Source organism: Sphingomonas sp. PP-CC-3A-396 (genome assembly GCF_004343105.1).
GTDB lineage: Bacteria > Pseudomonadota > Alphaproteobacteria > Sphingomonadales > Sphingomonadaceae > Sphingomonas.
The window spans coordinates 71,062-95,456 of sequence record NZ_SLYF01000005.1 but is presented as its reverse complement, the minus strand read 5'-3'; the positions used below and the strand labels follow the sequence as shown (position 1 = coordinate 95,456).

At 66.5% G+C, this 24,395-nt stretch carries 21 protein-coding genes and 1 pseudogene; 10 read left to right on the top strand and 12 right to left on the bottom strand.

The window, feature by feature from the left end; all coding sequences use genetic code 11:
• Nucleotides 1-4: 4 nt before the first annotated feature.
• Together C8J40_RS11020 and C8J40_RS11015 are read right to left on the bottom strand one after the other, a co-directional pair.
• A complete protein-coding gene (locus C8J40_RS11020; RefSeq protein WP_132897078.1) occupies nucleotides 5-1,201 on the bottom strand; it encodes an ATP-binding protein in 1,197 nt (398 codons plus the stop codon).
• Nucleotides 1,191-2,405 carry a response regulator gene (locus tag C8J40_RS11015; protein WP_132897077.1) on the bottom strand — a complete coding sequence of 405 codons (1,215 nt, stop codon included), beginning with the start codon at nucleotides 2,403-2,405 and terminating at the stop codon, nucleotides 1,191-1,193. The genes C8J40_RS11020 and C8J40_RS11015 overlap by 11 nt, the downstream gene beginning before the upstream one ends.
• Nucleotides 2,406-2,531: 126 nt before the next feature.
• Here C8J40_RS11015 and C8J40_RS11010 point away from each other — a divergent pair, with 126 nt between their 5' ends.
• The 5 genes from C8J40_RS11010 to C8J40_RS10990 all read left to right on the top strand — a co-directional run bounded on the left by C8J40_RS11010 (nucleotide 2,532) and on the right by C8J40_RS10990 (nucleotide 10,436).
• Nucleotides 2,532-3,815 (top strand): HlyD family efflux transporter periplasmic adaptor subunit, encoded by a 1,284-nt coding sequence (locus C8J40_RS11010; RefSeq protein ID WP_243693337.1) that lies wholly within the window; start codon nucleotides 2,532-2,534, stop codon nucleotides 3,813-3,815.
• A gap of 8 nt (nucleotides 3,816-3,823) precedes the next feature.
• Nucleotides 3,824-4,504: an ABC transporter ATP-binding protein gene (locus tag C8J40_RS11005; RefSeq protein ID WP_132897075.1), complete on the top strand. Its 681-nt coding sequence runs from the start codon at nucleotides 3,824-3,826 to the stop codon at nucleotides 4,502-4,504.
• A 126-nt stretch (nucleotides 4,505-4,630) separates the two neighbouring features.
• Nucleotides 4,631-7,048 (top strand): ABC transporter permease, encoded by a 2,418-nt coding sequence (locus C8J40_RS11000; RefSeq protein ID WP_132897074.1) that lies wholly within the window; start codon nucleotides 4,631-4,633, stop codon nucleotides 7,046-7,048.
• A gap of 10 nt (nucleotides 7,049-7,058) precedes the next feature.
• Nucleotides 7,059-9,464 carry an ABC transporter permease gene (locus tag C8J40_RS10995; RefSeq protein ID WP_132897073.1) on the top strand — a complete coding sequence of 802 codons (2,406 nt, stop codon included), beginning with the start codon at nucleotides 7,059-7,061 and terminating at the stop codon, nucleotides 9,462-9,464.
• Between the two features lie 171 nt (nucleotides 9,465-9,635).
• A complete protein-coding gene (locus tag C8J40_RS10990) occupies nucleotides 9,636-10,436 on the top strand; it encodes a transglutaminase-like domain-containing protein (protein ID WP_132897072.1) in 801 nt (266 codons plus the stop codon).
• A gap of 15 nt (nucleotides 10,437-10,451) precedes the next feature.
• Here the strand turns inward: C8J40_RS10990 and C8J40_RS10985 are convergent, their stop codons facing one another.
• From C8J40_RS10985 to C8J40_RS10975, 3 genes and pseudogenes are all read right to left on the bottom strand, one after another.
• The gene (locus C8J40_RS10985; RefSeq protein WP_132897071.1) at nucleotides 10,452-10,673 is read right to left on the bottom strand and encodes a hypothetical protein; all 222 of its coding nucleotides are present in this window, start codon (nucleotides 10,671-10,673) and stop codon (nucleotides 10,452-10,454) included.
• Nucleotides 10,674-10,777: 104 nt separating this feature from the next.
• Nucleotides 10,778-11,026: a hypothetical protein gene (locus C8J40_RS10980; protein WP_132741813.1), complete on the bottom strand. Its 249-nt coding sequence runs from the start codon at nucleotides 11,024-11,026 to the stop codon at nucleotides 10,778-10,780.
• An 85-nt stretch (nucleotides 11,027-11,111) separates the two neighbouring features.
• Nucleotides 11,112-12,625 (bottom strand): annotated as a pseudogene (locus C8J40_RS10975) (alkaline phosphatase D family protein).
• Nucleotides 12,626-13,152: 527 nt separating this feature from the next.
• Between C8J40_RS10975 and C8J40_RS20285 the strand changes: the two are divergent.
• Nucleotides 13,153-13,545 carry a MerC domain-containing protein gene (locus C8J40_RS20285; RefSeq protein ID WP_165886614.1) on the top strand — a complete coding sequence of 131 codons (393 nt, stop codon included), beginning with the start codon at nucleotides 13,153-13,155 and terminating at the stop codon, nucleotides 13,543-13,545.
• A 42-nt stretch (nucleotides 13,546-13,587) separates the two neighbouring features.
• Here C8J40_RS20285 and C8J40_RS10965 read toward each other — a convergent pair whose 3' ends face one another.
• On the bottom strand, nucleotides 13,588-14,070 hold the full coding sequence (locus C8J40_RS10965) for a peptide-methionine (S)-S-oxide reductase (protein ID WP_132897069.1): 483 nt from the start codon (nucleotides 14,068-14,070) through the stop codon (nucleotides 13,588-13,590).
• Between the two features lie 118 nt (nucleotides 14,071-14,188).
• Entirely contained in the window at nucleotides 14,189-14,872 is a 684-nt protein-coding gene (locus C8J40_RS10960) for a dihydrofolate reductase family protein (protein WP_243693336.1), read from the bottom strand.
• A 336-nt stretch (nucleotides 14,873-15,208) separates the two neighbouring features.
• Between C8J40_RS10960 and C8J40_RS10955 the strand changes: the two genes are divergently transcribed.
• From C8J40_RS10955 to C8J40_RS10945, 3 genes are read left to right on the top strand one after another with little or no spacing between them, the layout of a single operon-like run.
• Nucleotides 15,209-16,174: a L,D-transpeptidase gene (locus C8J40_RS10955; RefSeq protein WP_243693335.1), complete on the top strand. Its 966-nt coding sequence runs from the start codon at nucleotides 15,209-15,211 to the stop codon at nucleotides 16,172-16,174.
• Nucleotides 16,171-18,798, top strand: coding sequence for an HAD-IC family P-type ATPase (locus C8J40_RS10950; protein ID WP_132897067.1), 2,628 nt, complete (start codon nucleotides 16,171-16,173; stop codon nucleotides 18,796-18,798). The genes C8J40_RS10955 and C8J40_RS10950 overlap by 4 nt, the downstream gene beginning before the upstream one ends.
• The gene (locus tag C8J40_RS10945; protein ID WP_243693334.1) at nucleotides 18,795-20,345 is read left to right on the top strand and encodes a SulP family inorganic anion transporter; all 1,551 of its coding nucleotides are present in this window, start codon (nucleotides 18,795-18,797) and stop codon (nucleotides 20,343-20,345) included. The genes C8J40_RS10950 and C8J40_RS10945 overlap by 4 nt, the downstream gene beginning before the upstream one ends.
• Before the next feature lie 50 nt (nucleotides 20,346-20,395).
• Here C8J40_RS10945 and C8J40_RS10940 read toward each other — a convergent pair whose 3' ends face one another.
• Nucleotides 20,396-20,959 carry a GNAT family N-acetyltransferase gene (locus C8J40_RS10940; RefSeq protein ID WP_132897065.1) on the bottom strand — a complete coding sequence of 188 codons (564 nt, stop codon included), beginning with the start codon at nucleotides 20,957-20,959 and terminating at the stop codon, nucleotides 20,396-20,398.
• A gap of 167 nt (nucleotides 20,960-21,126) precedes the next feature.
• On the opposite strand from C8J40_RS10940, the gene C8J40_RS10935 reads away from it, so the two are divergent.
• The gene (locus C8J40_RS10935) at nucleotides 21,127-21,741 is read left to right on the top strand and encodes a hypothetical protein (protein WP_207901201.1); all 615 of its coding nucleotides are present in this window, start codon (nucleotides 21,127-21,129) and stop codon (nucleotides 21,739-21,741) included.
• A gap of 45 nt (nucleotides 21,742-21,786) precedes the next feature.
• Here the strand turns inward: C8J40_RS10935 and C8J40_RS10930 are convergent, their stop codons facing one another.
• From C8J40_RS10930 to cydB, 4 genes are all read right to left on the bottom strand, one after another.
• Nucleotides 21,787-22,245 (bottom strand): hypothetical protein, encoded by a 459-nt coding sequence (locus C8J40_RS10930; RefSeq protein ID WP_132897064.1) that lies wholly within the window; start codon nucleotides 22,243-22,245, stop codon nucleotides 21,787-21,789.
• A gap of 90 nt (nucleotides 22,246-22,335) precedes the next feature.
• A complete protein-coding gene (locus C8J40_RS10925) occupies nucleotides 22,336-23,046 on the bottom strand; it encodes a Crp/Fnr family transcriptional regulator (protein WP_132897063.1) in 711 nt (236 codons plus the stop codon).
• Nucleotides 23,047-23,101: 55 nt separating this feature from the next.
• Nucleotides 23,102-23,224 (bottom strand): cytochrome bd-I oxidase subunit CydX, encoded by a 123-nt coding sequence (cydX, locus tag C8J40_RS10920; RefSeq protein WP_132897062.1) that lies wholly within the window; start codon nucleotides 23,222-23,224, stop codon nucleotides 23,102-23,104.
• Nucleotides 23,225-23,250: 26 nt separating this feature from the next.
• Complete coding sequence (cydB, locus tag C8J40_RS10915; protein ID WP_132897061.1) at nucleotides 23,251-24,390, bottom strand: cytochrome d ubiquinol oxidase subunit II; 1,140 nt, start codon at nucleotides 24,388-24,390, stop codon at nucleotides 23,251-23,253.
• Nucleotides 24,391-24,395: the final 5 nt, after the last annotated feature.

The following is a 24,395-nucleotide window of genomic DNA, read 5'->3' as shown; positions in this document are numbered from 1 at the left end:
GCCATCACGGCGCCACGACCGACGGAAGGATGCCTTCAAACCGGGTTTGCCCCGCGAGGGAATGGGTGAGCGTAAGGTCGCCGCTATGGCCGCGAACGATCTGGCGAGCGAGGGCCAGCCCTATTCCGCTGCCCGCCTGTTTCGTCGTGAAAAAGGGTCGGAAGATGTCCTTCAGGTTCTCAGCAGGAATACCGGGTCCGTTGTCCGTCATGGTTATGCGCGTTTCGCCGACGCGGGCCTGGACAGCCAGCGTGACGTGAGGAGTGGGCGTGGCGTCCAACGCCTCCGCTGCGTTTTGCAGCACCGCCCAAATTGCGGCGGTCAATTGATCGGGATCGGCCAGCAGAAACGCCGGCGCCTCCTCAAGATCGGCGGTGAAGGCGATGTGGGGCCATCTGATCGTGAACAACGCCGTAAGGTCGTTCACAAATCCCGTGAGCGGGATCCGCGCGGGGATCGGCAAGGGCAGCTTTGCGAGCGTACGGTAGCTTTCGCCGAAACGATGCAGGCTGGCGGCGCGGCGCGCGACCGTCTCGATCGCCTCGCGGATTTTGGGCAGCGCGGGCTCGGGATCGTCGAGCATCGCCACCGCGGTCTCGGCGAGCGAGGCGATCGGGGTCAGCGCGTTGACGATCTCATGGCTCAGCACCTGGACGAGATCGCGCAATGCGGCAGCCTCGGCCGCCTTCAGTTCGGCGTCGATGTCGATCAGCGCGCCGATCCGCGTCATCCGGCCGGTCAGCGCGAGATCGCCGGTGGCGAGCGCGAAGCTGCGGACGTCGGCGTCTTGGCCGATGTCGATCGTGACGGTCCGTCCGGGGCGGGTCTCCGACAGCGCCGCGACGAGCCCCTCGGGTGGATCGGCGACCAGATCGCTCGCGCCGAGCAAGCGCCGCGCGGCGCGGTTGACGACGCGCAGCCGACCGTCGTCAAGCGCGACCAGGGGGGCGGGCGACAGATCGAGATAGGCGTTCAGGCGGCGCCGTTCCTCTTCTCCGGGGAAAACGGGCGCGGGGGGCGGGGGTGCCGGCGGCCGTCGAGGACCGCGATCGACCAGGTCGAGCGCGGCGATCCAGACCGTGATCAGCGCGGCAAGCAATGCGGTGGCGTACAGGCCGCGCATGGCGGCAACCGCGCCGCCTGCACCGGCCGCGGCGATCACCAATGCGCGCAACATCGCGCGCGCCTGGTCAGAGGCCATAGCGCGCCATCCGTCGATACAACGCGGCGCGCGTCAGACCGAGCTGGGCGGCGGCACGGCTGACGTTGAAGGCATGGCGTTCGAGCGCTGCGGTGATCAGGGACTCTTCGTTACGTGCCAGCGACAGGTCGGGTGCGAACGCCGCGGGCTCGGCGGTGGCGGGTGACAGCATGAGGTCGCCATTGCCGAGCAGTACCGCGCGTTCGATCGTCTGGCGCAGACCGCGGACGTTGTCGGGCCAGCGATCCGCGGCGATCGCGCGCGCCGCATCTTCGTCGAGCGCTATGGTCGGCCGGCCATGGCGGTACGCGAACAGCGCCAGGAAATGGCGGGCGAGCACCACCGCGTCGCCGACGCGATCGACGAGTGGGGACAACGGGATCTCGATCGTGGCGACCCGGTCGAGCACGTCTTCGCCGATCGCCGCCCGGATCCCGATGCGATCCAGCCGCGCGGTCGCTATGACGCGAATGCCATCTAACGCAGCCAGCAGAACGCCGTTGAGCGCGCGAGGCAGTCGGTCGATATGGTCGATCACCAGCATCCCACCAGCTGCGGCCGCAGTGCGTTCGGCGATAGCCGCGGCGTCCGCCGCCTCGGCATCCAGTGTGACGAGCGGCAAATGGGCATGCGGCGAGGCCTGATGGATCAGCCGGGCGATCAGCGTCTTGCCGGTGCCCGCAGCGCCGTGGACGAGGATCGGCGCGGTGGTCGGCGCGACGCGGGCGATCAGGTCGCGCGCGCGCGCGATCCCGGCGCTTTCGCCGAGCAGGATGCCGTCATGGACAGGCGGTGTCGCGGCGGTCTCCGGCCTCGCGCGGCGCAGCGCCAGACCGCGCTCGACCGTGGTCAGCAGCCGTTCGTTGTTCCAGGGCTTGATCACGAAATCGGTCGCGCCGCTGCGCATCGCTCGCACTGCCACCGCGATCCCGCTATGCCCGGTGACGACGATCACGACCGCGCGCGCGTCCGCGGCGATCAGCCGGTCGAGCATCGTGAAGCCCTCTTCGCCGGTGGTCCGCCCGCGCGCGAAATTCAGATCGAGCAGGATGACGTCGATCGGTTCGCCCGTGAGCAAGACCCAGGCCGCCTCCGGGTTCGCCGCGGTCGACACGCGCATCCCGTGCCGCTCGAGCAACAACCGCGCCGCCTTGGCGATGTCGGGATCGTCGTCAATGACCAGGATATGCGATTCGGTTGACATGACCGGCATAGTGTCCGGAAACGGACAGTTGGTACAGTAGCAGTGACTGCTCCGGTGCTGTCCTCAAGAAAGCTGCCTAATAACAGCGGTTTAGGTTCGCTTCGTTCGATCCCGTACACTGTCCGCATGACGGAGACGACCCCTACAGGAACCGGTGCCGCGATGGACCGGCGTATCGAGCGTCCGCACGCCCGGCGGCGCAAGCGGATCGTGCGCGGTGCGCTTCTACTCGCCGTGCTGGCTGTGGCGGTGCTGCTGTGGGTGTTGATGCCCGGCGCCAATGCGCTGACCGTCGATGCCGCGGCGATCCGCACCGGCGATGTGGTGCGCGCACCGTTCCGCGATTTCGTGCCACTCCGCGCCGAGGTGGCGCCGTTGCGGACCGTGTTCGTCACCGCGATCTCGGGCGGACAGGTCGCCGAACTCGCCGCAAGCGACGGCGCGATGGTCGCGGCCGGCACGCCGCTCGCGCGCCTGTCCAATCCATCGCTCGAACTCGACGTCGCCAGCCGCTCGGCCGATATCGTCGGGCAATTGAGCGCGATCAGCGGCCAGCGGCTGTCGGTCCAGAACACCAGGCAGGATGGCGCACGCGATCTGGCCGAGGCACGCAACGCGCTGTCCAAGGCGCGGACGTTGCTCGCGCAGAAGCAGGTGCTGTTCGATCGGGGGATCATCACGCGCGCTGCGATTGATCCGGTGCGCGAGGATGTCGGCTATCAGCAGGCGCGTGTTTCGGCGCTCGATCGCGGGACTGCCGAGGCGGGCGCGACGCTGGCGGATCAGTCCTCGGGGATCGCCGCGACCGCGCGGCAGTTGCGCGAAAGCCTGGCGATGGTCCGCGCGAGCCTGTCCGCGCTGGTGCTGCGTGCGCCGGTCGCGGGACGGCTGACCGCCTTCACGTTGCAACCCGGCCAGACGCTCAAGGCCGGCGACCCGGTCGGGCAGATCGACTCCGAAGGACAGTGGAAGCTGACCGCCGATGTCGATCAATTCTACCTCGGACGCGTCCGGGCCGGGCTGGCGGCGACCGCGGATATCGACGGACGCAGCTATCCGATGTCCGTCATCAAGATCCTGCCACAGGTGACCGAAGGCCGGTTTCGCGTCGAGCTTGGTTTTCGTGGGGCTGCACCCACGGGACTGAACCGCGGCCAGACGCTCGACGTCCGCCTCGTGCTCGGCGCGGACCGGCCCGCGGTGGTCGCGCCCTCTGGCGGCTGGCTCGATGCGGGCGGAACCACCGCGTTCGTGCTCGACGGCGACAAGAAGGCCGTCAGGCGCGCGATCGTCACCGGTCGGCGCAATCCCGACCAGGTCGAGATCGTCTCCGGCCTCGCCCCCGGCGAGCGGATCGTGACCACCGCGCTCGGCACCTACACCCCCTTCCAGACCCTCCTCATCCGATAGGATTCGATATGATCCAGCTACAGGACCTCAGCCGCACCTATGCCTCGGACGAGATCGAGACGACCGCGCTCGGCGGTATCGACCTGCTCGTCGAGGCCGGGGAGTTCGTCGCGATCATGGGGCCGTCGGGGTGCGGCAAGTCGACCTTGCTCAACATCATCGGCACGATCGACCGGCCGACCGACGGGCGCTATCTGTTCGAAGGCGCCGATATCGCACGCGCACCCGAAGCCGAGCTCGCCCGCCTGCGCCGCGACCGGCTGGGCTTCGTGTTCCAGAGCTTCAACCTGATCGACGAGCTGACGATCGCCGAGAACGTCGCGCTGGGGCTCGCCTATCGGACGATGCCCGCGCGCGAGAAGAAAGACCGCGTGGCGGCAGCGATGGACCGGGTCGGCATCGCCCACCGCCAGCGTCACCACCCGCACCAATTGTCGGGCGGCCAGCAACAGCGCGCCGCGATCGCCCGCGCGATCGTCGGCGAGCCGCGGCTGATCCTCGCCGACGAGCCGACCGGCAATCTGGATACCGAGAACGGCGCACAGGTGATGGACATCCTCGGCCAGCTGAATGCGGAGGGCGCGACGATCGTGATGGTCACGCACAGCCCGTCGCACGCCGACATCGCCAAGCGGACGGTGCACATGCTCGACGGCCGCATCCTGTCGTCCGCACGGCGCGCCGCCTGATGCGCCGCTCGCTCCAGATGATCGTGCTGATGCTGCTCGTGGTGGTCCTCGTCCGCCACCTCGCTGCGACCAAGCCCGGGGGCAAGCCCAACTCCAAGCCCGCAAGCGACGCCTGAAGGAACCGCCATGTCCGCGCTCACCAGTCTCTATCGCTCGCTCGCGCATCACCGGTTGTTCGCGCTGCTCAACATTGGCGGTCTCGCGCTCGGGATCGCGACGTTCCTCGTCCTGTTCCTCTTCGTGCAATTCGAGACCGGGTACGACCGCGTATTGCCGCAACAAGACCGGTTGTGGGTGATGGAGGAACGCTATGTGATGCCGGGCTATCCGGCGGACACCAATCCGAACACGATGGGCAGCGAGCTCAAGATCCTGCAGGCGGACTATCCGCAGCTGGTCGGCACGCGCTACATGAACATGGCGGCGACGGTGCAGCAGGGCGGGCAGGCGACCGCCGAGGATTTGGGCACGGTCGACCCGAACTTCTTCGATCTCATGCGCTTTCCCGCGATCGAGGGCGATCCGGCAGCAACGCTCGCCGATCCGAACGGCCTGGTGGTTACGCAGAAGACCGCGCTGAAATATTTTGGGAGCCAGTCGGCGATCGGCCGAACGCTGCAACTGTCGATCGATGGGACGACCTATCCCTATAAGGTCGGGGCGGTGCTGCGCGACATGCCCGACGACGTAACCTTCAAGAGCGAGATGTTCGCGCAAATCTCACGGACTCGCTTCGGTAACGAATGGTGGGAGCATTGGGGCAGCGCGTCGCTCACCACATTCCTGCGGTTTCCCGATGCGGTGGCAGCGCGGGCGTTCGAGGCGCAATTGCCAGCCTTTCTCGATCGCCACGCCTATGCCGACCACAATCTCAAGAAAGGCGAGTATTTCCAGTCGCTGCGACCGCTGACCGCGATGCATCTGTATAGTCCGGGCGATCGCGCGATCGTCACGACCTTGGGGGCGGTCGGGCTGCTGACGCTGCTGATCGCGATCGTGAACTACGTCAATCTGGCCACCGCGCGTGCCGGGTTGCGCGCGCGCGAAGTGGCGATGCGCAAGGTGCTGGGCGGCACGCGGCGGTCGCTCATCCGCCAGTTCCTGGTCGAGGCGCTGGCGACCGTCGCGGTGGCGGCGCTGATCGGGCTCGCGCTTGCCGAGATCGCGCTGCCGTTCGTCAACGCGCTTGGCGGAACGTCGCTGGCGATCCGCTACGTCGGTTGGGACGGCGTCGTCCTGCCGCTGGTCCTGCTGGTCCTGGGCATAGCACTGGTCGCGGGGCTGTATCCCGCGTTCGTACTGTCGGGGTTTCGCCCGGCGGCGGTGCTCGCCTCGACGCGCGCGCCCGGTGGTGGGCGTAGCGGCACGAGGCTGCGAAGCGCGCTGGTGGTCGTACAGTTCGCGATCGCGATCGCATTCGCCATCGCCACCGGCGTCATGCTCAAACAGACCGAGCATATCCGTGACGCCGATCTCGGTTTTCGTCGCGACGGCTTGATGATCGTCCGCTCGCTGATGACCGGCGGGATCGACTCCCCACAGCGCGCTGCGATCCTGCGCAGCCTCGCGGCGGCGCCCGGCGTCGTCGGCGTCACCGTCGCCAACAATGCCCCGGGCGACCAGAGCACGACCAATTTCTCGGGGTACAGCCGCGCAGGCACGTCCGGCGGCAAGATATCGTTGATGGATGTCGGTACCGGTCGCGACTATTTCCGCGTGTACGGCGCGCGTCTCGTCGCGGGGCGCCTGTTCGACGCCGCGCATGCCGACGACCGCGGCCTGTTGACGACGGCCGAACGCAAGCGGGCAGGGCCCAACGTGGTGATCAACCGGACCGCGGTGACCGCATTGGGCTTCGCGTCGCCGGCCGCGGCACTGGGACAGGCGATCAACGATGGCGAGCGGGACGCGACGATCATCGGCGTGGTCGACGACCTGCGCTTCAGGAGCCCGCGCGATGCCGTCACGCCGGTCGCCTACACCTACAACACGGTCGATATCCTCTCGCCGTTTGCGGCGGTGCGCTATGCCGGCAGCGATGCGAAGACGATGATGACGGCGCTCGAGGCGGCGTGGAAACGCGTCGTTCCCGGCGTTCCGTTCGAGGCGCGCTCGGTCGAGGACAATCTGTACCAGCGCTATTACAAGGCCGACGCGCAACGCTCTCGACTGTTCACGATCGGCGCGGTGCTGGCGGTCCTGATCGGTTGCATCGGGCTTTACGGCCTGGCGGCGTTCGACACTGCGCGGCGCGTGAAGGAGATCGGTATCCGCAAGACGCTCGGTGCTTCGACCGCCGAGGTGCTGCGGCTGCTGATCGGGCAGTTCCTGCGACCCGTGATCCTCGCCAACCTCGTCGCGTGGCCGCTCGCTTATGTCGCGATGCAGCGCTGGCTCGGCGGGTTCGACGACCGGATCGCGCTGTCGCCGCTGTTCTTCGTCGGTGCCTCGCTCGCCGCGGTGCTGATCGCGAGCGGCACGGTCTTCGGGCAGGCCTGGCGCGTCGCCCGTGCCGAGCCCGCCCGCGCGCTGCGCCACGAATAGGGGCAGATCGATGTCCTCAGCCTTCCTGACGCTGTACCGTTCGCTTACCCGGCATCGGCTATATGCGGTGCTCAACATCGGCGGGCTCGCGCTCGGCATCGCGGTGTTCCTGGTGCTGTTCCTCTTCGTCCGCTTCGAAACCGGCTACGACCGCGTGTTGCCGGGATGGGAGCGGGTCCGCGTCGTCAAGCAGACGATGCAGTTTCCAGGGTCTCCGGAAATGGCCATTCCCTCGCCGATGCCGCTGCTCGGCCAAATCGAGAGCGACTGGCCAGAGGTCGACGGCGCGCGGTTGCTGGAGGACTCGATGCCGGTGCAGACCGGCACTATGCTCACCAAGGAAAAGGTGGCCCGCGTAGACCCGGCCTATTTTACACTGTTTCCCCTGTCAGCGATCGCCGGAAACCCCCATGCAACACTCGCGACCCCCGATGGCGCGGTGGTCACGCAGCGGATCGCCGAAACCTACTTCGGCAAGGGACCTGCGATCGGACGCACGCTGATGCTGATAGTCGATGGCAAGGCGACGCCGTTCCAGGTCGGAGCGGTGATCGCCGAACCGCCGGCTGCGATGACGTACCGCCACTCCGTTTACATCGCCTTGCCAAGCGTGGATGTCGGCTTGGCAGGCGGGTCGGGCGTGGTCACCTTCCTCCGCTTTGCCGATGCACAGGCCGGGGCGCGAAGGGCTGCGATGTTTCCGGCATTCCTACGCCGCCATCCCGGTCTCAATTTCGCGGACCTGCCGCGCGACGTGCTGAAGCAAAGCTTGGTACCGGTAGCCGATGTTCATCTGGCGAACCCGACCGACCGGATCGTCGTCGGTGCCTTGGGGTCAGTCGGCGTCCTCGCGCTGCTGATCGCGATCGTGAACTACGTCAATCTGGCCACCGCCCGCGCCGGGTTGCGTGCGCGCGAAGTCGCAATCCGCAAGGTTGTCGGCGCGACCCGCCAAGGGCTCGTCGCGCAGTTCGTCGGCGAGGCGATGGTGACCGCGGCAATGGCTGGGCTGATCGGGCTGGCGCTTGCCGAACTGGCGTTGCCGCTGGTCAATGTCGCTGGCGGTACGACGCTGTCGATGACGTATATCGGCACGGGATCGATCGTGCCGCCGCTTATGCTACTGATCCTCGCGGTCGGGCTGGTCGCCGGCATCTATCCCGCGTTCATCCTGGCGCGGTTCCAGCCGGCGGCGGTGCTTGCGTCGGTCCGTTCGCCGGGTGGGCATCGTGCGGGAACGCTGCTGCGTCGCGCGATGGTAGTCGGCCAATTTGGAGTCGCGATCGGGTTGATGATCGGTACCGCGGTGCTGGTAGCCCAAACGCGCCATCTCCAGGCTTCGGACGTCGGATTCGATCGTGGAGGGCTGATCGCTCTACGCATGTTCGGGGACCAGGCCGTCGACGATAGTCAGCGGCGGGCGTTCATGGCCGCGGTTGCGCGACTACCCGGTGTCATGGCGGTGGCGCAATCGGCGGTGGCACCGACCGGTGGCAGCTTCGGAATCGCGGCGATGCACCGCGAGGGTGCAACCGGCACGGAGCCGATGATCGTGCGTGCCGACGTCGCGCAGGGGTTCTTTGCGACCTATGGCGCGCATCTGCTCGCCGGACGATTTCTCGATGCGCACCGCTATCGCGGTGACGACGCGCTACGCAAGGTACCCGGTGCGAACGCGATCGTGCTGAACCGGACCGCGGTGCGAATGCTCGGTTTCGCCACCCCACAGGCGGCGATCGGCCGTACCGTCCGCGACGCCAGCAACGCGGGCACGGAAAATAGCGCCACCGTCGTCGGGGTCATTGATGACATGCGGTTCAAATCACCCCGCGATCCGGTCGAACCGCAAGCCTATTACCAACGCGATCAGACCCTTTCGAACCCCGCCCTAGCCGTCCGTCATGCCGGCGATGGTCGCCAGTTGACGGCTGCAATGGAGACGCTTTGGCGGCGGATCGCGCCGGCCATACCCTTTGTCGCGTTGCCGGTGGATCGACAATTATACGACACCTATTACCGCGCCGATGCGCAACGGTCGCACCTGTTCATGATCGGAGCAGTGCTCGCCGTCGCGATCGGCTGTATCGGTCTCTATGGCCTAGCCGCATTTGACACCGCGCGGAGGATCAAGGAGATCGGTATCCGCAAGACGCTCGGGGCCTCGACCGGCGACGTCCTGACGCTGTTGATCGCGCAGTTCCTAGTTCCGGTCTTCGTTGCCGGAGTGATCGCCGTACCGGTGTCATACCTTGCGATGACCCGCTGGTTGGCCGGGTTCGACGATCGGGTCGCGCTATCCCCCTGGCTGTTCGTGGGGACAATCGTGTTTGCCGGGAGTATCGCGACGGCAACGATCTTCGGTCAGGCATGGCGGGTCGCGCGCAGCGAGCCTGCGCGAGCCTTGCGGTACGAATAACTCGGCCACGCCGCTTCGCAGTTCGCAACCGGTCTACGCACCCGAGAATCATGAAGTCTTACTCTATTCGTCCAACGAATCTGCACTGTGCGGACGACGCCGCGCGAAGAGATATTCGTTTCATGGTGCCGGACGCGTTGCGGACGGTGGCGGCGCTACCATGTTGTCGGGATGCATGATGATTTGATCCGTCTCGGCCTTATCAATGACGACGACGTCGTTCTCGACGAGGCGGCGCTGGCGTTGGCGATGCCCGATCATCCCAATGTCGATCCCGATCGCGTGCTGAATGTGTTCCAGTCGATCGCGGACAGGCTGGCCGCAATCGGCGGTGAGGCGCGTGACGCCAAGTCGCAGGCCCGGCTTCTCGCCAATGTCCTTGGCGACGAGTTCGGTTTTGTCGGCGATCGAACGACGTATGACGATCCCGCCAATACCGACATGATCCGCGTTATCGAACGCCGTCGGGGGCTGCCGGTGAGCCTGTCGATCCTCTACGTCGCGGCGGCGCGGCGGCTGGGTTGGACGGCGAACATGCTCGACGTTCCGGGCCATGTGCTCGTGTTGCTCGGCGAAGAAGCGGTTCCGGTCATGATCGATCCGTTTCGCGGAGGCGAGGCCGTCGATCGCGATCAACTCGTCGTACTGTTACAAACGATGGATCCCGGGCGGATCGCTGCGGCCAGCCACGTTGCCACCATGTCGAACCGGGCGATTCTGGTCCGCCTGTTGCTGAACGAGGCGACGCGGGCGGAAGCGGCAGGGGAGGGGCGCCGTGCGCTCACCCTCTACCACCGTATGACTCTCGTAGCGCCCGACTCCGGTCATGCCTGGTGGGAGCGGGCGCGTCTCGAACTCATCGGCGGCGACGTCGCCGGCACTCGCAAGAGTCTGAGTGCCATGCTGGAGATCACACGCGAGCCGGAACTGCGCGCAAAGGTCTCCAGCATATTGGCGTCCTTGCAGACGTGAGAGCCGCGTCAGGGTTCAACCGGGAATACCCCAGTTCGCATCCTCTTTGGCGGCCTTGGCGGTCCGCACCAGATGCTCGACATAGTTCTGGAAAACCGGGACCGTAAAGGTGACGAGCGTCGGCTCGCCGTTCGGCTCCTTGAACGTGAGCACGACGAAGCGGCTGCCTTCCTCGTCGAGGACCAAGCCGGCTTCCATAGCGCCGGGGCCGCTGGGCGTGATGACGGTTGGAGTCATGGACAGGTTCTCTTGGGTGCGGCGTTACGCGCTAGGCGGGCGCAGCCACCTCGCAACGCCGATGTTGTCGAATCGGTATCAATTTGCACAAGTTCGTCGACGTGTCACGGTCGCGTGCGGCGCAGATCGATGATGAGAGCGTCGATCGCGTGGCGGTCGAACGTATGCGGCGGGACGCGACGATCGGGTAATGATACCGACAGGCCGCGACGCGCGTCCGGCGGCATTGCGGCAACCGTCTCCACCACGCGGTGCAGCGGGCCTTGCTGCACCATCTCGCGGCTAGCCGCCGTTTCGGTCGTACGGTCGGTGACCCGGATCAGCGTCGCCAACTCGTTCCACGGGATACCCATGTCATTCCCCCCAGGCCACAGTCCAAAAGGGTGTTTAGCATCGTCGTCGCAAACTGAAATTGACGTGGCGCAATACGCGCGGGTTTCAGGCGGAGGCGGTCATCGTCACCGCCGCGAGGCCGTGTTCGATGATCGCGGTGCCAGCCCTCTTAACCGGCGCATCGGGACGTGTGACGCTGTCGACGGTGCGGAACTCGGTCTTCCACTGGTCGGCGGTCACCTCGCAGAGCAGGTAACCGCGCCGGTCATTGGTCCAGGCGAGGAACGGGTTGCGGTCTCGGATGCGGTCCTCTCCGACGCGGCGGTCCGCGCCATCGCCGCCCGAGGTGATCGACGTGCCGACGAACTCGACGGCGACTGCGTCCCCCTGGCCAGCCTCGGTACGTAGCACGCCTGCATAGTTCTGATGCTCGTCGCCGGTCAGGACGACGGTGTTGCCGAGTCCTTCGACCATCTTCAGCACGCGTTCGCGCGGCGCATCATAGCCGCCCCAGCTGTCCATATTGCGGATCGGCGTAGGCTCGTCACCGGTGCGCCGGTCGAGCGGCATCATCATCACCTGCTGCGCCAGCGCGTTCCAGCGCGCCTTCTTCTGCTTCAGCGCGGTCGCCAGCCACGCTTCCTGCGCGCGTCCCATGACCTGCGCCGCCGGATCCGCCCACCCCTTGCAACGCGTCTTGAAGCCATCGTCGCAGGGCTGATCGGTCCGAAATTGCCGGGTGTCGAGCAGGTGCAGGTCGAGCAAATTGCCGATCGTCGCGCGACGGTAGATCTGCATGCCGGCCGGTCCCGGAAACGCCGAACGGCGCAGCGGCATGTGCTCGTAATAGGCCTGGAACGCCGCAGCCCGGCGCAGCGCGAACACTTCGGGCGGATCATGCTCCTGGTCGATCTCGCCGACCCAGTTGTTCTCGACCTCGTGATCGTCGAACTCACGAACCACGCCGCCGCCGCATGCGCCGCCTGGAGGTCCGGGTCGGTCTTGTATTGGGCGTAACGGCGGCGATAATCGGCTAGGTCGAACAGCTTCTGCCCGGCGTGCTCGCGAACGAACCGTCGCGGCTTGCTGTCATACCCGACCGGCATCGGCGCGCTTCGGCCTTCGTAGATATAGTCGCCATAGTGGAAGACGAACGCCGGCTCTTCCGCCGCGAGGTGACGATAGGCGGTATAGAGCCCATCCTCGTAGTTCTGGCAGCCGGCGACCGCGAAGCGAAGCCGCTCGACAGACGCTCCGGCGACCGGCAGTGTCCGGGCACATCCTGCCGGCGAGCGCTCGCTGCCGACGCTGAACCGGTACCAATAGGGGCGATCGGGCAGCAGGCCTTCGACCTCGACATGGACCGAATGCGCGAGTTCTGGACGTGCCAGCGCCTTGCCGCCGGCGACCAACGTCGCGAAGCGCGGATCGGTCGCGACCTGCCACGCGACCTCGACCGGCTGCATCGGCATGCCGCCATGCTCGGCCAGCGGATCGGGGGCGAGCCGCGTCCAGATGACGAAGCCGTCCGCGACCGGATCGCCCGCCGCGATGCCCAGGCGAAACGGGTAGGCGCCGAACAGCTGTTGTGCGTGCAGGATCGCCGGTGCGCCGATCATCGCTGCGGCGGCACCGATCAGGGTGCGGCGATCGAGAAGCAGGCGCGAGCTAGTGTCGGTCATGGATGTCCGGTCAGTAGAGAGGTTGGGTATGCAGAATGCCGTGTCGGGTTTCGCCGCGCCGCCGTCCTGTCGGAGCGCCGCGATCTCGTGTCGGGCCGCGGCGAGATCGGCGGTGAACGCCGGGTCGCCTTGCATCGCTGACACCATCAAACGCGTCATAGGGTGAGCATCCTGCTGCCTCGGACCACAGATGAGCCCGGCTGACACGTGTCGATCATGGATCGCGAATGTGTCAGCTGCGTTGCATGGGGCCGTTTTCCCGCCATTACGGGTCTGATGTTCGAGGACAGTCCAACGCGCGAAGCCACCGCGCCTCCGCAGCGGGAGCCCTTCGTGGAGACTCTGGATCCGATATTTTGGTCCGAACAACGTCGAAGCTTTCTTGCGACCGCATATGGTGCATCGGTGTTTTACCCAATATAGGAGATGATGTATCATACCCTAAAGTATGTGACGTCGGCAAGATGAAGAGTGCGCGTATCTACGGTGTAGACTGGCTCGATCGGGTGGCGGTGACGGGATCGGCGGCGTGCATGATCCATTGTCTGGCACTGCCGTTGCTCCTGGCTGCGGCACCGTCATTGTCCGCGATCATCGCGATTCCCGAAAGCTTTCATCGCTGGGTGCTGCTGTTCGCGGCACCGGTCGCGGTGGTCGCTCTGCTAGGTGGAAACGTCAGCCACAAGGCCCCGTTGCCGCTAGGTCTCGGGCTGATCGGGATCGTGCTGATGACGATCGGCGCATTTGCGCTGCAGGAGGGAGCGGCCGAGATCGCCATGACCGTTGCCGGTAGCGTCCTGGTTGCTACGGCGCACATCATAAACCTGCGTCTGCGGCATTCCTCCTGCACCGCCTGACGGCACGATGCGCAATACGCGCTCGGTACGATATCCCGCCTCTCAAGGCCGCGCGATGGCCGCGAAATTGCGCCGGATATAATCCAGTTTGGGATCGATATAGCGGCGGCAAAAGGGCCGGTCCGGGTTGCTGCGGTAGTAATTCTGGTAGCGCGCCTCGGACGGTTTGAAGGCGACGAACGGGAGCACCATCGTCCGTGCCGGCGCTCCGGACTCGGTCGCGATATGGTCAATCATCAGCACCGCTGTCTGACGCTGATGCGCGTCGAAAACGTAGATAGCGCTGCGATACCGTCCGCCGGGGGAGTAGGTTCCGTTCGCCGAATGCGTTCTCAGGTGGACCTCGGCGAGTGTTCCGAGATCGATGATCGCAGGGTCGAAATGGACCAGCACACCTTCTGACCAAGCATCCCACGGGGCGTCAGACTGAATGAAGCCCTGCTCAACCTCGACGACGCCGAGCAACGCTTGGAATACCCCTTCGGTGCACCAGTGGCAGCCACCGCCAAAGCCGATTTTCTGCATTGCCAATTCCCCAACGCTGGTTGCGACGCCATGTTACGCCGGGCGGTCAGCGGCAGACCGCCCGGAGAGTATGACCGCTGTCCCCAGCCGGCGCGCCATGGTGATGAAACGTCCGAGCCTAGCGCCCGTCAACCGAACGGACGTCGTAACATAACAGGACGGCGCCGTGATCGAGGCGATCGCAGCTTTTCAACGACAGACTGGTTTTGCCGGCAAGTCCGTCTCGGCCATATGAGACGAATGCCTGCATGTCCGTACGCGCGTCGAGCGTTGGCGTGACGATGACGTTCAATTCGTCGACCAGACTCTCTGCCAGAAAGCTGCCGATGATTGCGGCACCGCCCTCCACCAGCAAACGCGTGACGCCAAGATCATCGCGCAGGGAGCGAAGCGCTGCCTTGAGATCGACCTGCTCTTCGGCAGAGACAATGTAAGATACGCCGCTGGCTGCCAGTTCCGCGAGATGCGTGTCCGAGACGTCTCTGCCGAGCAGCACCACGACGTCGTCGCCGGCTATCTTCGGCTCACCGAAGTGCAGTTCGCCGCGCGTATCGACTGTGATCGCGAACGGCTTGGCAATCCCCTTTGCGAAATGCCGTGGCCGCTGGACCGTCGAGACGGCCGCAAGCGGGTTAGCCTCACCCTTCGCCATTTCCGCCATCGTCGCGCGCCCGACGAGCCAGGCATCTCCCGCCAACCGATCGTGCAGAGCCTCGTAGAGCATGGCCCAGTCCTTCGACGTGCCGTCGGGGCTCTTGGTACACCGACTGGCGTGGAGACCGCCGTCGAGGGATGATGACATCAGGCAAATGGTGTGAAGGCGATCAGGCATGGGCGAACTCCGCTACGACGTTGAAGCGCCGGTCGTGTGATACTCGACGCCGGAGATACCCATTATTGTCAGCGTGTTATAGCGCCATCACAATTAACGGGACGGTCTCGCGATGATCGCCGCGCCGAGCCGGGTGCAGCTGGCGAACACCGCCCTGAGCCGATCTGAGGGTAATGCTCGAGCTGGGCGCGTGCGGGGTGATCCGCCCCCGATTGCGTAGTTTCCGACGGTGATGCCCGGCGACTTCGATCGATAGCAGCGGGTCGAATGCTCGCCTCGGCGAGGCCCTTTGGATCGGACCAGATCATGATGCCGTGCCGAACCTCGCGCCGTATCCGCCCCGCACGGTCACTTGTCCTGCCGCTTGCCATGACGCTCGCGGGCCCCGTGGTAGCGCAGGCCCCGCCGAGTATCGACGGCCGGATCGAGCAGCTCAAACCCGGCGAGTATCTCTGGGCGCCCGAGATCGCCCCGGCCGGGCCCGTCACGGTGATCGTCAGCCTCGCCACGCAAAAGGCCTATGCCTATCGCAACGGCGTGGCGATCGGTGTCTCGACCGTGTCGACCGGCAGCGATGGCCATGCGACGCCGACCGGGGTCTTCACCGTGCTCCAGAAGGACGCGGATCATGTGTCGAACGTCTACAAGGACGCGCAGATGCCGTTCATGCAGCGGCTGACTTGGGGCGGGATCGCGATGCATGCGGGCAACCTACCGGGCTATCCCGCGTCGCATGGCTGTATCCGCCTGCCGCCGGCGTTCGCCAAACTCCTGTTCGGGATCACCCGGCTTGGGATCACCGTCGTCATTACGCGCGACGCGACCGTTCCGGTGGTGGCTGCCACACCGGGCATGCTGGCGTCGGCGGGATCGGCGGGCGGGGACTTCGCGTGGAACCCCGCCTTGTCGCCCAAGGGGCCGGTCTCGATCGTGATCAGCGGGCGTGACAGGCGCGTGGTTGTCCTGCGCAACGGTATCGAGATCGGCTCCAGCGCGATCGCGTTCGATGCGCCGATCGCGCAGACCTCGGCGTTCACGCTGCAATCGGTCGATGCGGACGGCGAGCATTGGCTGCGCCTGCCACTGCCCGGCGATCCGAGAACCGGCGAACTGACCGCCGAGGACCGCGCCAAAGGGCATCTCCCGGAGCGCTTCCGTATAGCATTGACGACCGTGACGACGCCCGGCACGACGCTGCTGGTGACGCGCGAGACGCTGGCGAGCGCGGGCACCGGTACGCCCGTGACGATTGTCGAGGCGACCGGGCAGTGATCGCCGAGCGCCCGATCGACCAGCCGCACACGCCGACGCTCATTCCGCGACCCTGGCATGCGACGTCGGCAGCACGCGTGATGGCGTTGCTGAACACCCGTGCAACCGGCTTGAGCGCGAGCGATGCGGCCGCACGCCTGGTCCATGATGGTCCGAACGCACTCGCGCCACCGCCCGTCCCATCGATGCTGCGGCTGTTCGTGCGGCAGTTCGACAGTCCGCTGATCTATCTGCTGATCGCGGCGGCGGCGATCTCGCTCGGGCTGGGCCACCACACCGATGCGGGGTTCATCGGCGTCGTTCTGCTCGTCAACGCGGCGATCGGCACGGTGCAGGAGAGCAAGGCGGCCGACAGTCTGGCCGCGCTCGGCCGGATGATCGGCCAGATCGCGACCGTGCTGCGTGACGGTGCGGTGTCGGTAGTCGACGCGCGCGCGCTCGTTGTCGGTGACGTCGTCGCGCTCGAGAGCGGCATGGCGGTGCCCGCCGATATCCGCCTCTCGTCGAGCAGCGCGCTGCGCGTCGACCAGTCGACTTTCACCGGCGAGTCCGTCGCGGTTGCCAAGGACCAGGCGGCGCTGTTGCCCGAGCGGACCGCGCCGGGCGAGCGGACGACGATGGTGCTGGCGGGGACGATGATCGAGCAGGGGCGTGGTGGCGGCATCGTCGTCGCGACCGGCGCGGATACTGCGCTGGGGGCGATCGATGAGTCGTTACGGACCGCGAAGGCGACGCCGCCACCGCTCGTGATCCGGCTCGACCGGCTGGCGCGGCAGATCAGCCTCGCGACGATTGCGCTGATCATCCCGTTCGCGCTCGTCCTGCTGGTGCAGGGGCGGCCGGGCGACCAGATCCTGCTGCTCGCCGTCGCGCTGGCGGTGTCGGCGATCCCCGAAGGGCTGTCGATCGCGGTGACCGTTGCGCTGGCGGCGGGCACGCGGCGGATGGCGGCGCGGAACGTGATCGTCCGCTCGCTGCCTGCGGTCGAGGGGCTCGGTGCGTGCACGATCATCGCCAGCGACAAGACGGGCACGCTGACGCGGAACATCCTCTCTGTGGAAAGGATATTGCTCGCCGACGGGCAAACTTTCGGGGGTGCCGACTGGGGCGCGGATGCTCTGGCGGAGATGCGTCGTGCCGTCGCGCTCTGCAACGAGGCGTCGATCGGACCCGATGGTGTGCCGGTTGGGGATTCGGTCGACGTCGCTTTGCTGCGGTTTGCGGGCGAGGGCGACGAGGATCTTGCCGCGCTGCATGCGGTGGTGCGGACCGCGGCGCTTCCTTACGAACCGGTCCGCAAATTCTCGACCGTCGCGGTGTCCGAGGGGCAGGGCGTCCGCGTGTTCGCCAAGGGAGCGCCCGAGATCATCCGGCAGATGTGCCGCGCGATCGATCCCGCCGCGTTCGCCGCCGCCACCGCGATGGCCGGCGAAGGCTATCGCGTGATCGCGGTCGCTGCGTCGGACGGTGCGACGACCACCGACCTGACCTCGCCGACCGATCTCGTCCTGCTTGGCTGGATTGGGCTGATCGATCCGGTTCGCCCCGAGGTCCCCGCAGCGATCGCGCGCTGTGCCGAGGCTGGGATCGGCGTGCGAATGGTTACCGGCGATCATCCCGGCACCGCGTTGACAATCGCCCGCGGGCTCGGGCTTGAGGTCGCGGCCGAGCAGGTTGTCACCGGTGCGCAAATGACTGACCTCGGGAACCAGCCCGAACGGCTCGCCGCACTCGTGCTCGGCGGGCGCGTGTTCGCGCGGATCGAACCGGTGCAGAAGCTCGAGATCGTCCGCATCCTGGCCGCCAGCGGTGAACTCGTCGCGGTCACCGGCGACGGCGTCAACGACGCGCCCGCGCTTCAGGCCGCGCATATTGGCGTGGCGATGGGCGTCGCCGGTACCGACGTCGCGCGCGGCGCTGCCGACCTGGTGCTCGCCGACGACAATTTCGCGTCGATCGTCGCAGGCGTCGAGGAGGGGCGTGTGACCTATGCCAACGTCCGGCGAATCGTCATTATCCTGCTCGCGACGGGCGCCGCCGAGATCGGCATGTTCATCGGCGCGGTAATGCTCGGTCTGCCGATGCCGCTGACCGCGGTGCAGCTATTGTGGCTCAACCTTGTCACCAACGGCGCTCAGGACGTGATGCTGGGCTTTGGTCGCGGCGAGGGCGACGAACTGCGCCAGCCACCGCGTCCGCCGAGCGCGCCGATCCTCGATCGAAGCGCGATCGCGTTGATGATCCCGCCGGCGCTGCTGATGACTGGGCTCGCGCTGTATCTCGTGGCGCAGATGCGCGGCGAGGGGCGACCGCTCGCCGAGATCCAGAATGCTGTGCTGCTGATGACGGTACTGTTCCAGAACGCCTATGTGCTGTGCATGCGCAGCGAGCGCCGCTCGATTGTCCGAGAGCCGCTGTTCTCGAACGTCTGGCTGCTGCTCGGTGTCGGCATCGCGCTGGCGTTGCAGGCGACCGCGATGCTGTGGCCGCCGCTCGGTAGCGTGCTCGGGACGGCGCCGGTCTCGGCTGCGACGATGCGGTTCTGTGTCGTCGCGGTCTTCGGGACGATCGTCGTCACCGAAGTGACCAAGCAGGTGGTTGCGCTATGGCAACGCCGCGCGTGACCACCTTCGTCCCGAAGATCGTCACGGCGATGCGCGAAGGCTATTCGCTCGCCACGTTGCGCGCCGATGCGATCGCCGGCGCGACGGTCGCGGTCGTCGCGCTCCCGCTCGCGATGGCGCTTGGCATTGCGAGCGGCGCTTCACCCGACAAGGGGCTGATCACCGCGATCGTCGCAGGCTTCCTTGTGTCGGCGCTCGGCGGATCGCGCGTCCAGATCGGTGGCCCCACCGGGGCGTTCGTGGTCGTGGTGTTCACCGTGATCGCGCGGCACGGTTATGACGGCCTGGTCCTGGCGACGTTGCTCGCCGGCATTATCCTGATCGTCGCTGGCTATGCCCGGTTGGGGGCGATGATCCGGTTCATCCCCTATACCGTCGTCACGGGCTTTACCGCAGGCATCGCGGTGATCATCGCGTCGAGCCAGGTTCGTGACTTCCTCGGGCTGGCCATGGCCTCGGTGCCCGCCGACTTCGTGCCGAGATGGGCGGCCTATGCGGGCGCGATCCGGACCATCGACGCGCCGACCGTCGCGATCGGCATGGGCGCGCTCGCCGTCATCCTGATCCTCAAGCGGATCGCACCGCGCGTGCCGGGGTTCCTGGTCGCGGTCGTCCTTGCTTCAGTCGTCGTCATCGCGAGCGGCGCGTATGTCGCAACGATCGGCTCGCGTTTTCCGGCGATGCCGAACGGGATAGCGATGCCGGCTTTCCCCGTCTGGACGCTCGCGAAGCTTCAGGCGGTGCTGCCCTCGGCGTTCACGATCGCGTTTCTTGCCGGTATTGAGGCGGTGCTCTCCGCGGTCGTCGCGGACGGGATGATCGGATCGCGGCACCGGTCGAACCAGGAACTGGTCGCGCAAGGGATCGCCAACATCGCGTCGGCGCTGTTCGGCGGGCTGCCCGCGACCGGCGCGATCGCGCGCACCGCGACCGCGATCAAGGCGCGCGCGCGGACCCCGGTCGCGGGGATGCTCCACGCGGTGTTTATCCTGCTGTTCGTGGTGTTCGGCGGGCGGCTGATGGCGTTCGTCCCGATGGCGGCGCTCGCGGCGATCCTGTTCGTCGTCGCCTGGGGGATGAGCGAGCAGGAGCGCTTCGTCGGCCTGTTGCGGATGCCCAATGGCGACCGCGCGGTGTTGCTGCTGACGTTTGGCCTGACGGTGCTGGTTGACCTGACGGTGGCGATCGGCGTCGGCGTGACGCTAGCCGCGCTGCTGTTCATGGCGCGAATGAGCGAGACGGTCGCGATCATTGGCCCCGAAGACGACGCGCCCACCGAACGCGCGGCGCTGCCTGCCGGCGTCGAAATGTTCCGGATCGACGGGCCATTCTTCTTCGGTGTCGCGGCCGGATTAATGGATACCTATCGCCGGTTGGGCAGCGTGCCGCGCGTGCTGATCCTGCGGCTGGAACGCGTGCCGATGCTCGATGCGAGCGGCGTCGCGGCGATCGCCGAGCTGCTGCGGCGGGCGGGGATGACGCATACGCGCGTTATTCTCTGCGGCATGGCCGCGCAACCGGCCGCGATGCTGGGCCGCGCCGGCTAGGGCCGATGACCAGCACCGCCACGTATGCCGAGGCGTTGGCGATGTCGGCGTCAGGCTGACAGCGTCATCCGCAGCATCATCGATGCGGGATCGCCCGGGCAGGCGGACGCGATCCAGCCGCGTTCGCGTTCCAGCTCGATTGCCTGGTGATTGTCGCGGCTCTCGATCGATTCGAGCGTCGCGATCCCCTTCGCGCGGGCGAATGCCGCGACGTGATCGAGCAAAGTCCAGCTGATCCCGCGGCGCTTGAAATCGGCGCGGATCGCGACGGCGACTTCGGCGCGGGTCAGGCTCTCGTCCGCCGCCAACATCGCGGTCGCGACGATCCGCCCGGTCGCAGGATCGAATGCGAGGAAGTTCTCAATATGCTCGTGGTCGACGGTGACGAGCGCGCGGAGCTGGTCGTGACCGACCTTGTGGATCGCGCTGAGGAAGCGGAAGCGGAGGTCCTCCTTGTCGACATGCTCGAAGAATTCCGCGAGCGCGGGTTCGTCGGCGGGCGAGGCGGGGCGGACGTGGAAGACGCAACCGTCGCGTGTCGTCAGGTCGGCGCTCCACCACAGGGCCGGGAGTGTACGCGGGGCGGCTGCACGCTCGCTGACGAGTTCGACCATGAGAAATCCTTTGCGATTGCGCGCCGTCGATGGCGATGCACGTCGTGCTAACCGCAAAGCCCGCGTCCCCGCAGCGTCGGGAAACACGTAGTTTCCGACGCTACCGGGCCGGTTGGTGCGCGCTAGGCTGCCTCCCAAGGGCGATCTCCGCCCATCGAGGAGACCGCATGACGATCGATATCCAGCGGATGCAGGATCTGGCGCACGAGATCGTGCGGCTTCAGGGCGAACTCGATCGCGAGATCGAGAACAGGCGGCGGGCACTCGGCGTCGAACTCACCGGCCGGATCGTCGGGTTCGAACACGGCGTGCTCGATGCGCAGCGGCGGCTGAAAGTGTCGGTGCTGCGGTTCGTCGCGCGGTCCGACCTGGTCTCGATCGTCACCGCGCCGGTGATCTATTCGCTGATCGTGCCGCTGGTCATCGTCGACCTCTGGGTCACCGCGTATCAGGCGATCTGCTTCCGCGCCTACGGGATCGCGCGGGTGCGGCGGCGCGACTACATCATGTTCGACCGCGCGCATCTCGGTTATCTGAACCGGCTCGAGGCGCTCAACTGCGCCTTTTGCTCCTATGCCAACGGCTTGATCGGGTTCGTCCGCGAGGTCAGCAGCCGGACCGAGCAATATTGGTGCCCGATCAAGCACGCGCTCCGCGTCAGCGATCCGCTCCACCGCTATTACGCATTCCTCGAATATGGCGATGCCGATGGGTATCGCGCGCGGCTGGCGGAGTTTCGCGACCGCCTTCGCGAGCGTGAGGTGGCGGATCGCACGGCCTGATTGACCGTCGTCAATGTCGCGCGCGAAATGGCGTGCGACCGCGGCTCATGGAGAGCCGCGATGACCGAGCATGACGAGTTTGCCGCGCGCGTCGTGCCGTTCGCGGCGCGCTGGCATGTCATCCACGAGCTCGATCTGGCAGGGCTGGTTGCTGCCCATGCCCGGCTGCGCGACGTGTGCGATCGGCTGGAGGCGTGCGCCGATGCGTTGCCGGGGCGGCTGTCCGATGCCGAAGCCAAGGCGATCTGCCGAGACTTGCGCGCGGTTGTCATCAGCCAACCGCGTGACGAGACTGCGGTGGTCGACGCGCTGTTCGCGCGGGATTTGGGCGATCCCCTCACGATGGCTGTGATGGCGCGCGTGCGGGCGCGTCATGCGAGCGAGGCGATCCAGGCCGATGACATTCTCGCCGCGCTGTCCGGCTTTACGACGCCCTGCGCGGAAGCGTTCGGCTATAATCTTGCGGAGCTTTTTCGACGGGGCCCGGCAGGCGATGGACTTCACCCAGCTCGCCATCCTGATGCTCGGCGCCGGACGTCTGACGCGTGGCGCACGCGGCATGCTGGTACGCGGGCTTTGCGAGCGCAGCGTGGTCTAGGCCGCCTCGGCGCGTCCTTGCAGTGCATCCGGGTCGGAGATCGTGATCGCGCGGCCCCCCGGTAGAGCGATCACGCCGGCAGCTTTCAACCGGGTCATCTGGCGGCTCACCGTCTCGATCGTCAGCCCGAGCAGATCGGCGATCTGGCCGCGCGTGAGCGGCAGGTCGAACGTCATCGGTCCGTCCGGCGTCGCGCGACAGCCGGTCGCCGTGGCCCGTGTCGCCATGTCGAGAAGAAAACCGGCGATCTTCTCCTGCGCCGACTGTCGGGCGAGGGACAGAATCCGCGTCCGGGCGACGCCGAGCGCCGCCAGCGTACGCTGCAACAAGAGCCGCTCCATCCGCGCGTGATCTTCCAGCACGCGTTCGAAGGCGTCGCGCGGGAAGATGCACAGCTCGGACTCGGTCAATGCGGTGATCGTGAAGTCGGCGTGGCCGGCATAGGGCTGGCCGACGAAATCGGCGGGATACAGCAGTCCGACGATCTGTTCGCGGCCGTTGGGCGTCGCCGCGACCAGCTTGAGCACGCCCGACAGCAGATTCGCGCATATGATGCTTTCGTCGCCCGCCCAGATCAACGTCTGGCCGCGCGCGATCTTACGACGACGGCCGAGCGTATTCAGCGCGCCCAGCTCGACGTCGCTCAGGCTGCTGCACAGCGCCTTGTCGCGGACCGCGCAATCTGTGCAGATGTCGTGGTGAGCCATTGATCGAGTATAGTATGAAGGCGCACGATATCCGCGCGAATTCTTTACGCGACCGTTACGAGTTCGCCGGAGCGTCCAGATCGTCTTCGATCGGCAAATGGAACTCATGCCAGATGCCGTTGAGAATGCCGAAGCCGACCGCGAGTCCAAGGCCGAGAACCCAGGTGAAATACCACATGATCAGATGTCCTGGGTGATCGAGGGTCAGTAGAAATCGGGGTTGGTCGCGACCTCCTGCGTGGTCACCCGGCCGAACATGACCTTGTACGCCCAGGCGGTGTACGCGACGACGATCGGCAACAGTACTGCGGTGACGAACAGCATGATCCCGAGCGTCTTGGCGCTCGACGACGCGTTCCAGACGGTGAGACTGGAATGCGAGTCGATGCTCGACGGCAGGATGAACGGGAACATCGACAGCCCGACCGTCGCGATGATTCCTATCGCCGACGCCGACGACCCAGCGAACGCGGCGGCCTCCGATCCACGCCGGATGCCGAACAGCGCGAGCGCCGCGCCGCCGAAGCCGAGGACGGGGGCGATCATCATCCACGGGTAGAGGCCGTAATTGGCGAGCCAGCCACCACGCGCGAGTTCACTGGTAGTGCGTAGCGGGTTGGAAGGCCCCGAGGGATCGATCGCGCCGACGATCCGGTAGCCGATGTCGCCATAGGTCACGAACGCCCAGCCGGCTGCGAACAGTGCGAGCGACGCGATTCCAGCGACCGTGCCGAACTTGCGCGCACGATCGTGTACCGGGCCATGCTCGACCTTGATCGCCAGCCACGCGCTGCCGTGCAGCACCAGCATCGCGACCGAAAGCAGCCCGCACAGCAACGTGAACGGCGTAAACAAGCCGAGGAAGCTTCCGTCGAAGAACGCGCGCAGGTCGCTATCGAGGCGGAAGGGGGCGCCTGACAGGACGTTGCCGACCGCTACGCCGAACACGAGCGCCGGCACGAACCCGCCGACGAACAACGCCCAGTCCCAGCGCGAGCGCCATGCCGCATCGGGCCGTTTCGAGCGGTATTTGAACCCGACCGGGCGCAGGATCAGCGCCGCCAAGACAAGGAACATCGCGAGGTAGAAGCCCGAGAAGCTGATCGCGTAGACGAACGGCCACGCCGCGAAGATTGCGCCGCCCGCGAGGATAAACCACACCTGGTTGCCTTCCCAGGTCGGCCCGATCGAATTGATCACCATGCGTCGTTCTGCATCGGTGCGCCCCACGAACGGGAGCAGCGCCGCGACGCCGAGATCGAAGCCGTCGGTCAACGCGAACCCGATCAGCAGGATTCCCATCAGCGCCCACCAGATCAGACGCAGCGTTTCATACTCGAACATCGTCG

What these genes read in the sequence shown, in the direction of transcription:
- C8J40_RS10985 (WP_132897071.1), bottom strand. Translation starts at nt 10,673, where the DNA reads ATGACTCCAACCGTCATCACGCCCAGCGGCCCCGGCGCTATGGAAGCC.
- C8J40_RS20285 (WP_165886614.1), top strand. Translation starts at nt 13,153, where the DNA reads ATGAAGAGTGCGCGTATCTACGGTGTAGACTGGCTCGATCGGGTGGCG.
- C8J40_RS10980 (WP_132741813.1), bottom strand. Translation starts at nt 11,026, where the DNA reads ATGGGTATCCCGTGGAACGAGTTGGCGACGCTGATCCGGGTCACCGAC.
- C8J40_RS11000 (WP_132897074.1), top strand. Translation starts at nt 4,631, where the DNA reads ATGTCCGCGCTCACCAGTCTCTATCGCTCGCTCGCGCATCACCGGTTG.
- C8J40_RS10935 (WP_207901201.1), top strand. Translation starts at nt 21,127, where the DNA reads ATGACGATCGATATCCAGCGGATGCAGGATCTGGCGCACGAGATCGTG.
- C8J40_RS10995 (WP_132897073.1), top strand. Translation starts at nt 7,059, where the DNA reads ATGTCCTCAGCCTTCCTGACGCTGTACCGTTCGCTTACCCGGCATCGG.
- C8J40_RS10990 (WP_132897072.1), top strand. Translation starts at nt 9,636, where the DNA reads ATGCATGATGATTTGATCCGTCTCGGCCTTATCAATGACGACGACGTC.
- C8J40_RS10960 (WP_243693336.1), bottom strand. Translation starts at nt 14,872, where the DNA reads ATGTCATCATCCCTCGACGGCGGTCTCCACGCCAGTCGGTGTACCAAG.
- C8J40_RS10955 (WP_243693335.1), top strand. Translation starts at nt 15,209, where the DNA reads ATGATGCCGTGCCGAACCTCGCGCCGTATCCGCCCCGCACGGTCACTT.
- cydX (WP_132897062.1), bottom strand. Translation starts at nt 23,224, where the DNA reads ATGTGGTATTTCACCTGGGTTCTCGGCCTTGGACTCGCGGTCGGCTTC.
- C8J40_RS11005 (WP_132897075.1), top strand. Translation starts at nt 3,824, where the DNA reads ATGATCCAGCTACAGGACCTCAGCCGCACCTATGCCTCGGACGAGATC.
- C8J40_RS10925 (WP_132897063.1), bottom strand. Translation starts at nt 23,046, where the DNA reads ATGGCTCACCACGACATCTGCACAGATTGCGCGGTCCGCGACAAGGCG.
- cydB (WP_132897061.1), bottom strand. Translation starts at nt 24,390, where the DNA reads ATGTTCGAGTATGAAACGCTGCGTCTGATCTGGTGGGCGCTGATGGGA.
- C8J40_RS11010 (WP_243693337.1), top strand. Translation starts at nt 2,532, where the DNA reads ATGACGGAGACGACCCCTACAGGAACCGGTGCCGCGATGGACCGGCGT.
- C8J40_RS11015 (WP_132897077.1), bottom strand. Translation starts at nt 2,405, where the DNA reads ATGTCAACCGAATCGCATATCCTGGTCATTGACGACGATCCCGACATC.
- C8J40_RS11020 (WP_132897078.1), bottom strand. Translation starts at nt 1,201, where the DNA reads ATGGCCTCTGACCAGGCGCGCGCGATGTTGCGCGCATTGGTGATCGCC.
- C8J40_RS10965 (WP_132897069.1), bottom strand. Translation starts at nt 14,070, where the DNA reads ATGCAGAAAATCGGCTTTGGCGGTGGCTGCCACTGGTGCACCGAAGGG.
- C8J40_RS10940 (WP_132897065.1), bottom strand. Translation starts at nt 20,959, where the DNA reads ATGGTCGAACTCGTCAGCGAGCGTGCAGCCGCCCCGCGTACACTCCCG.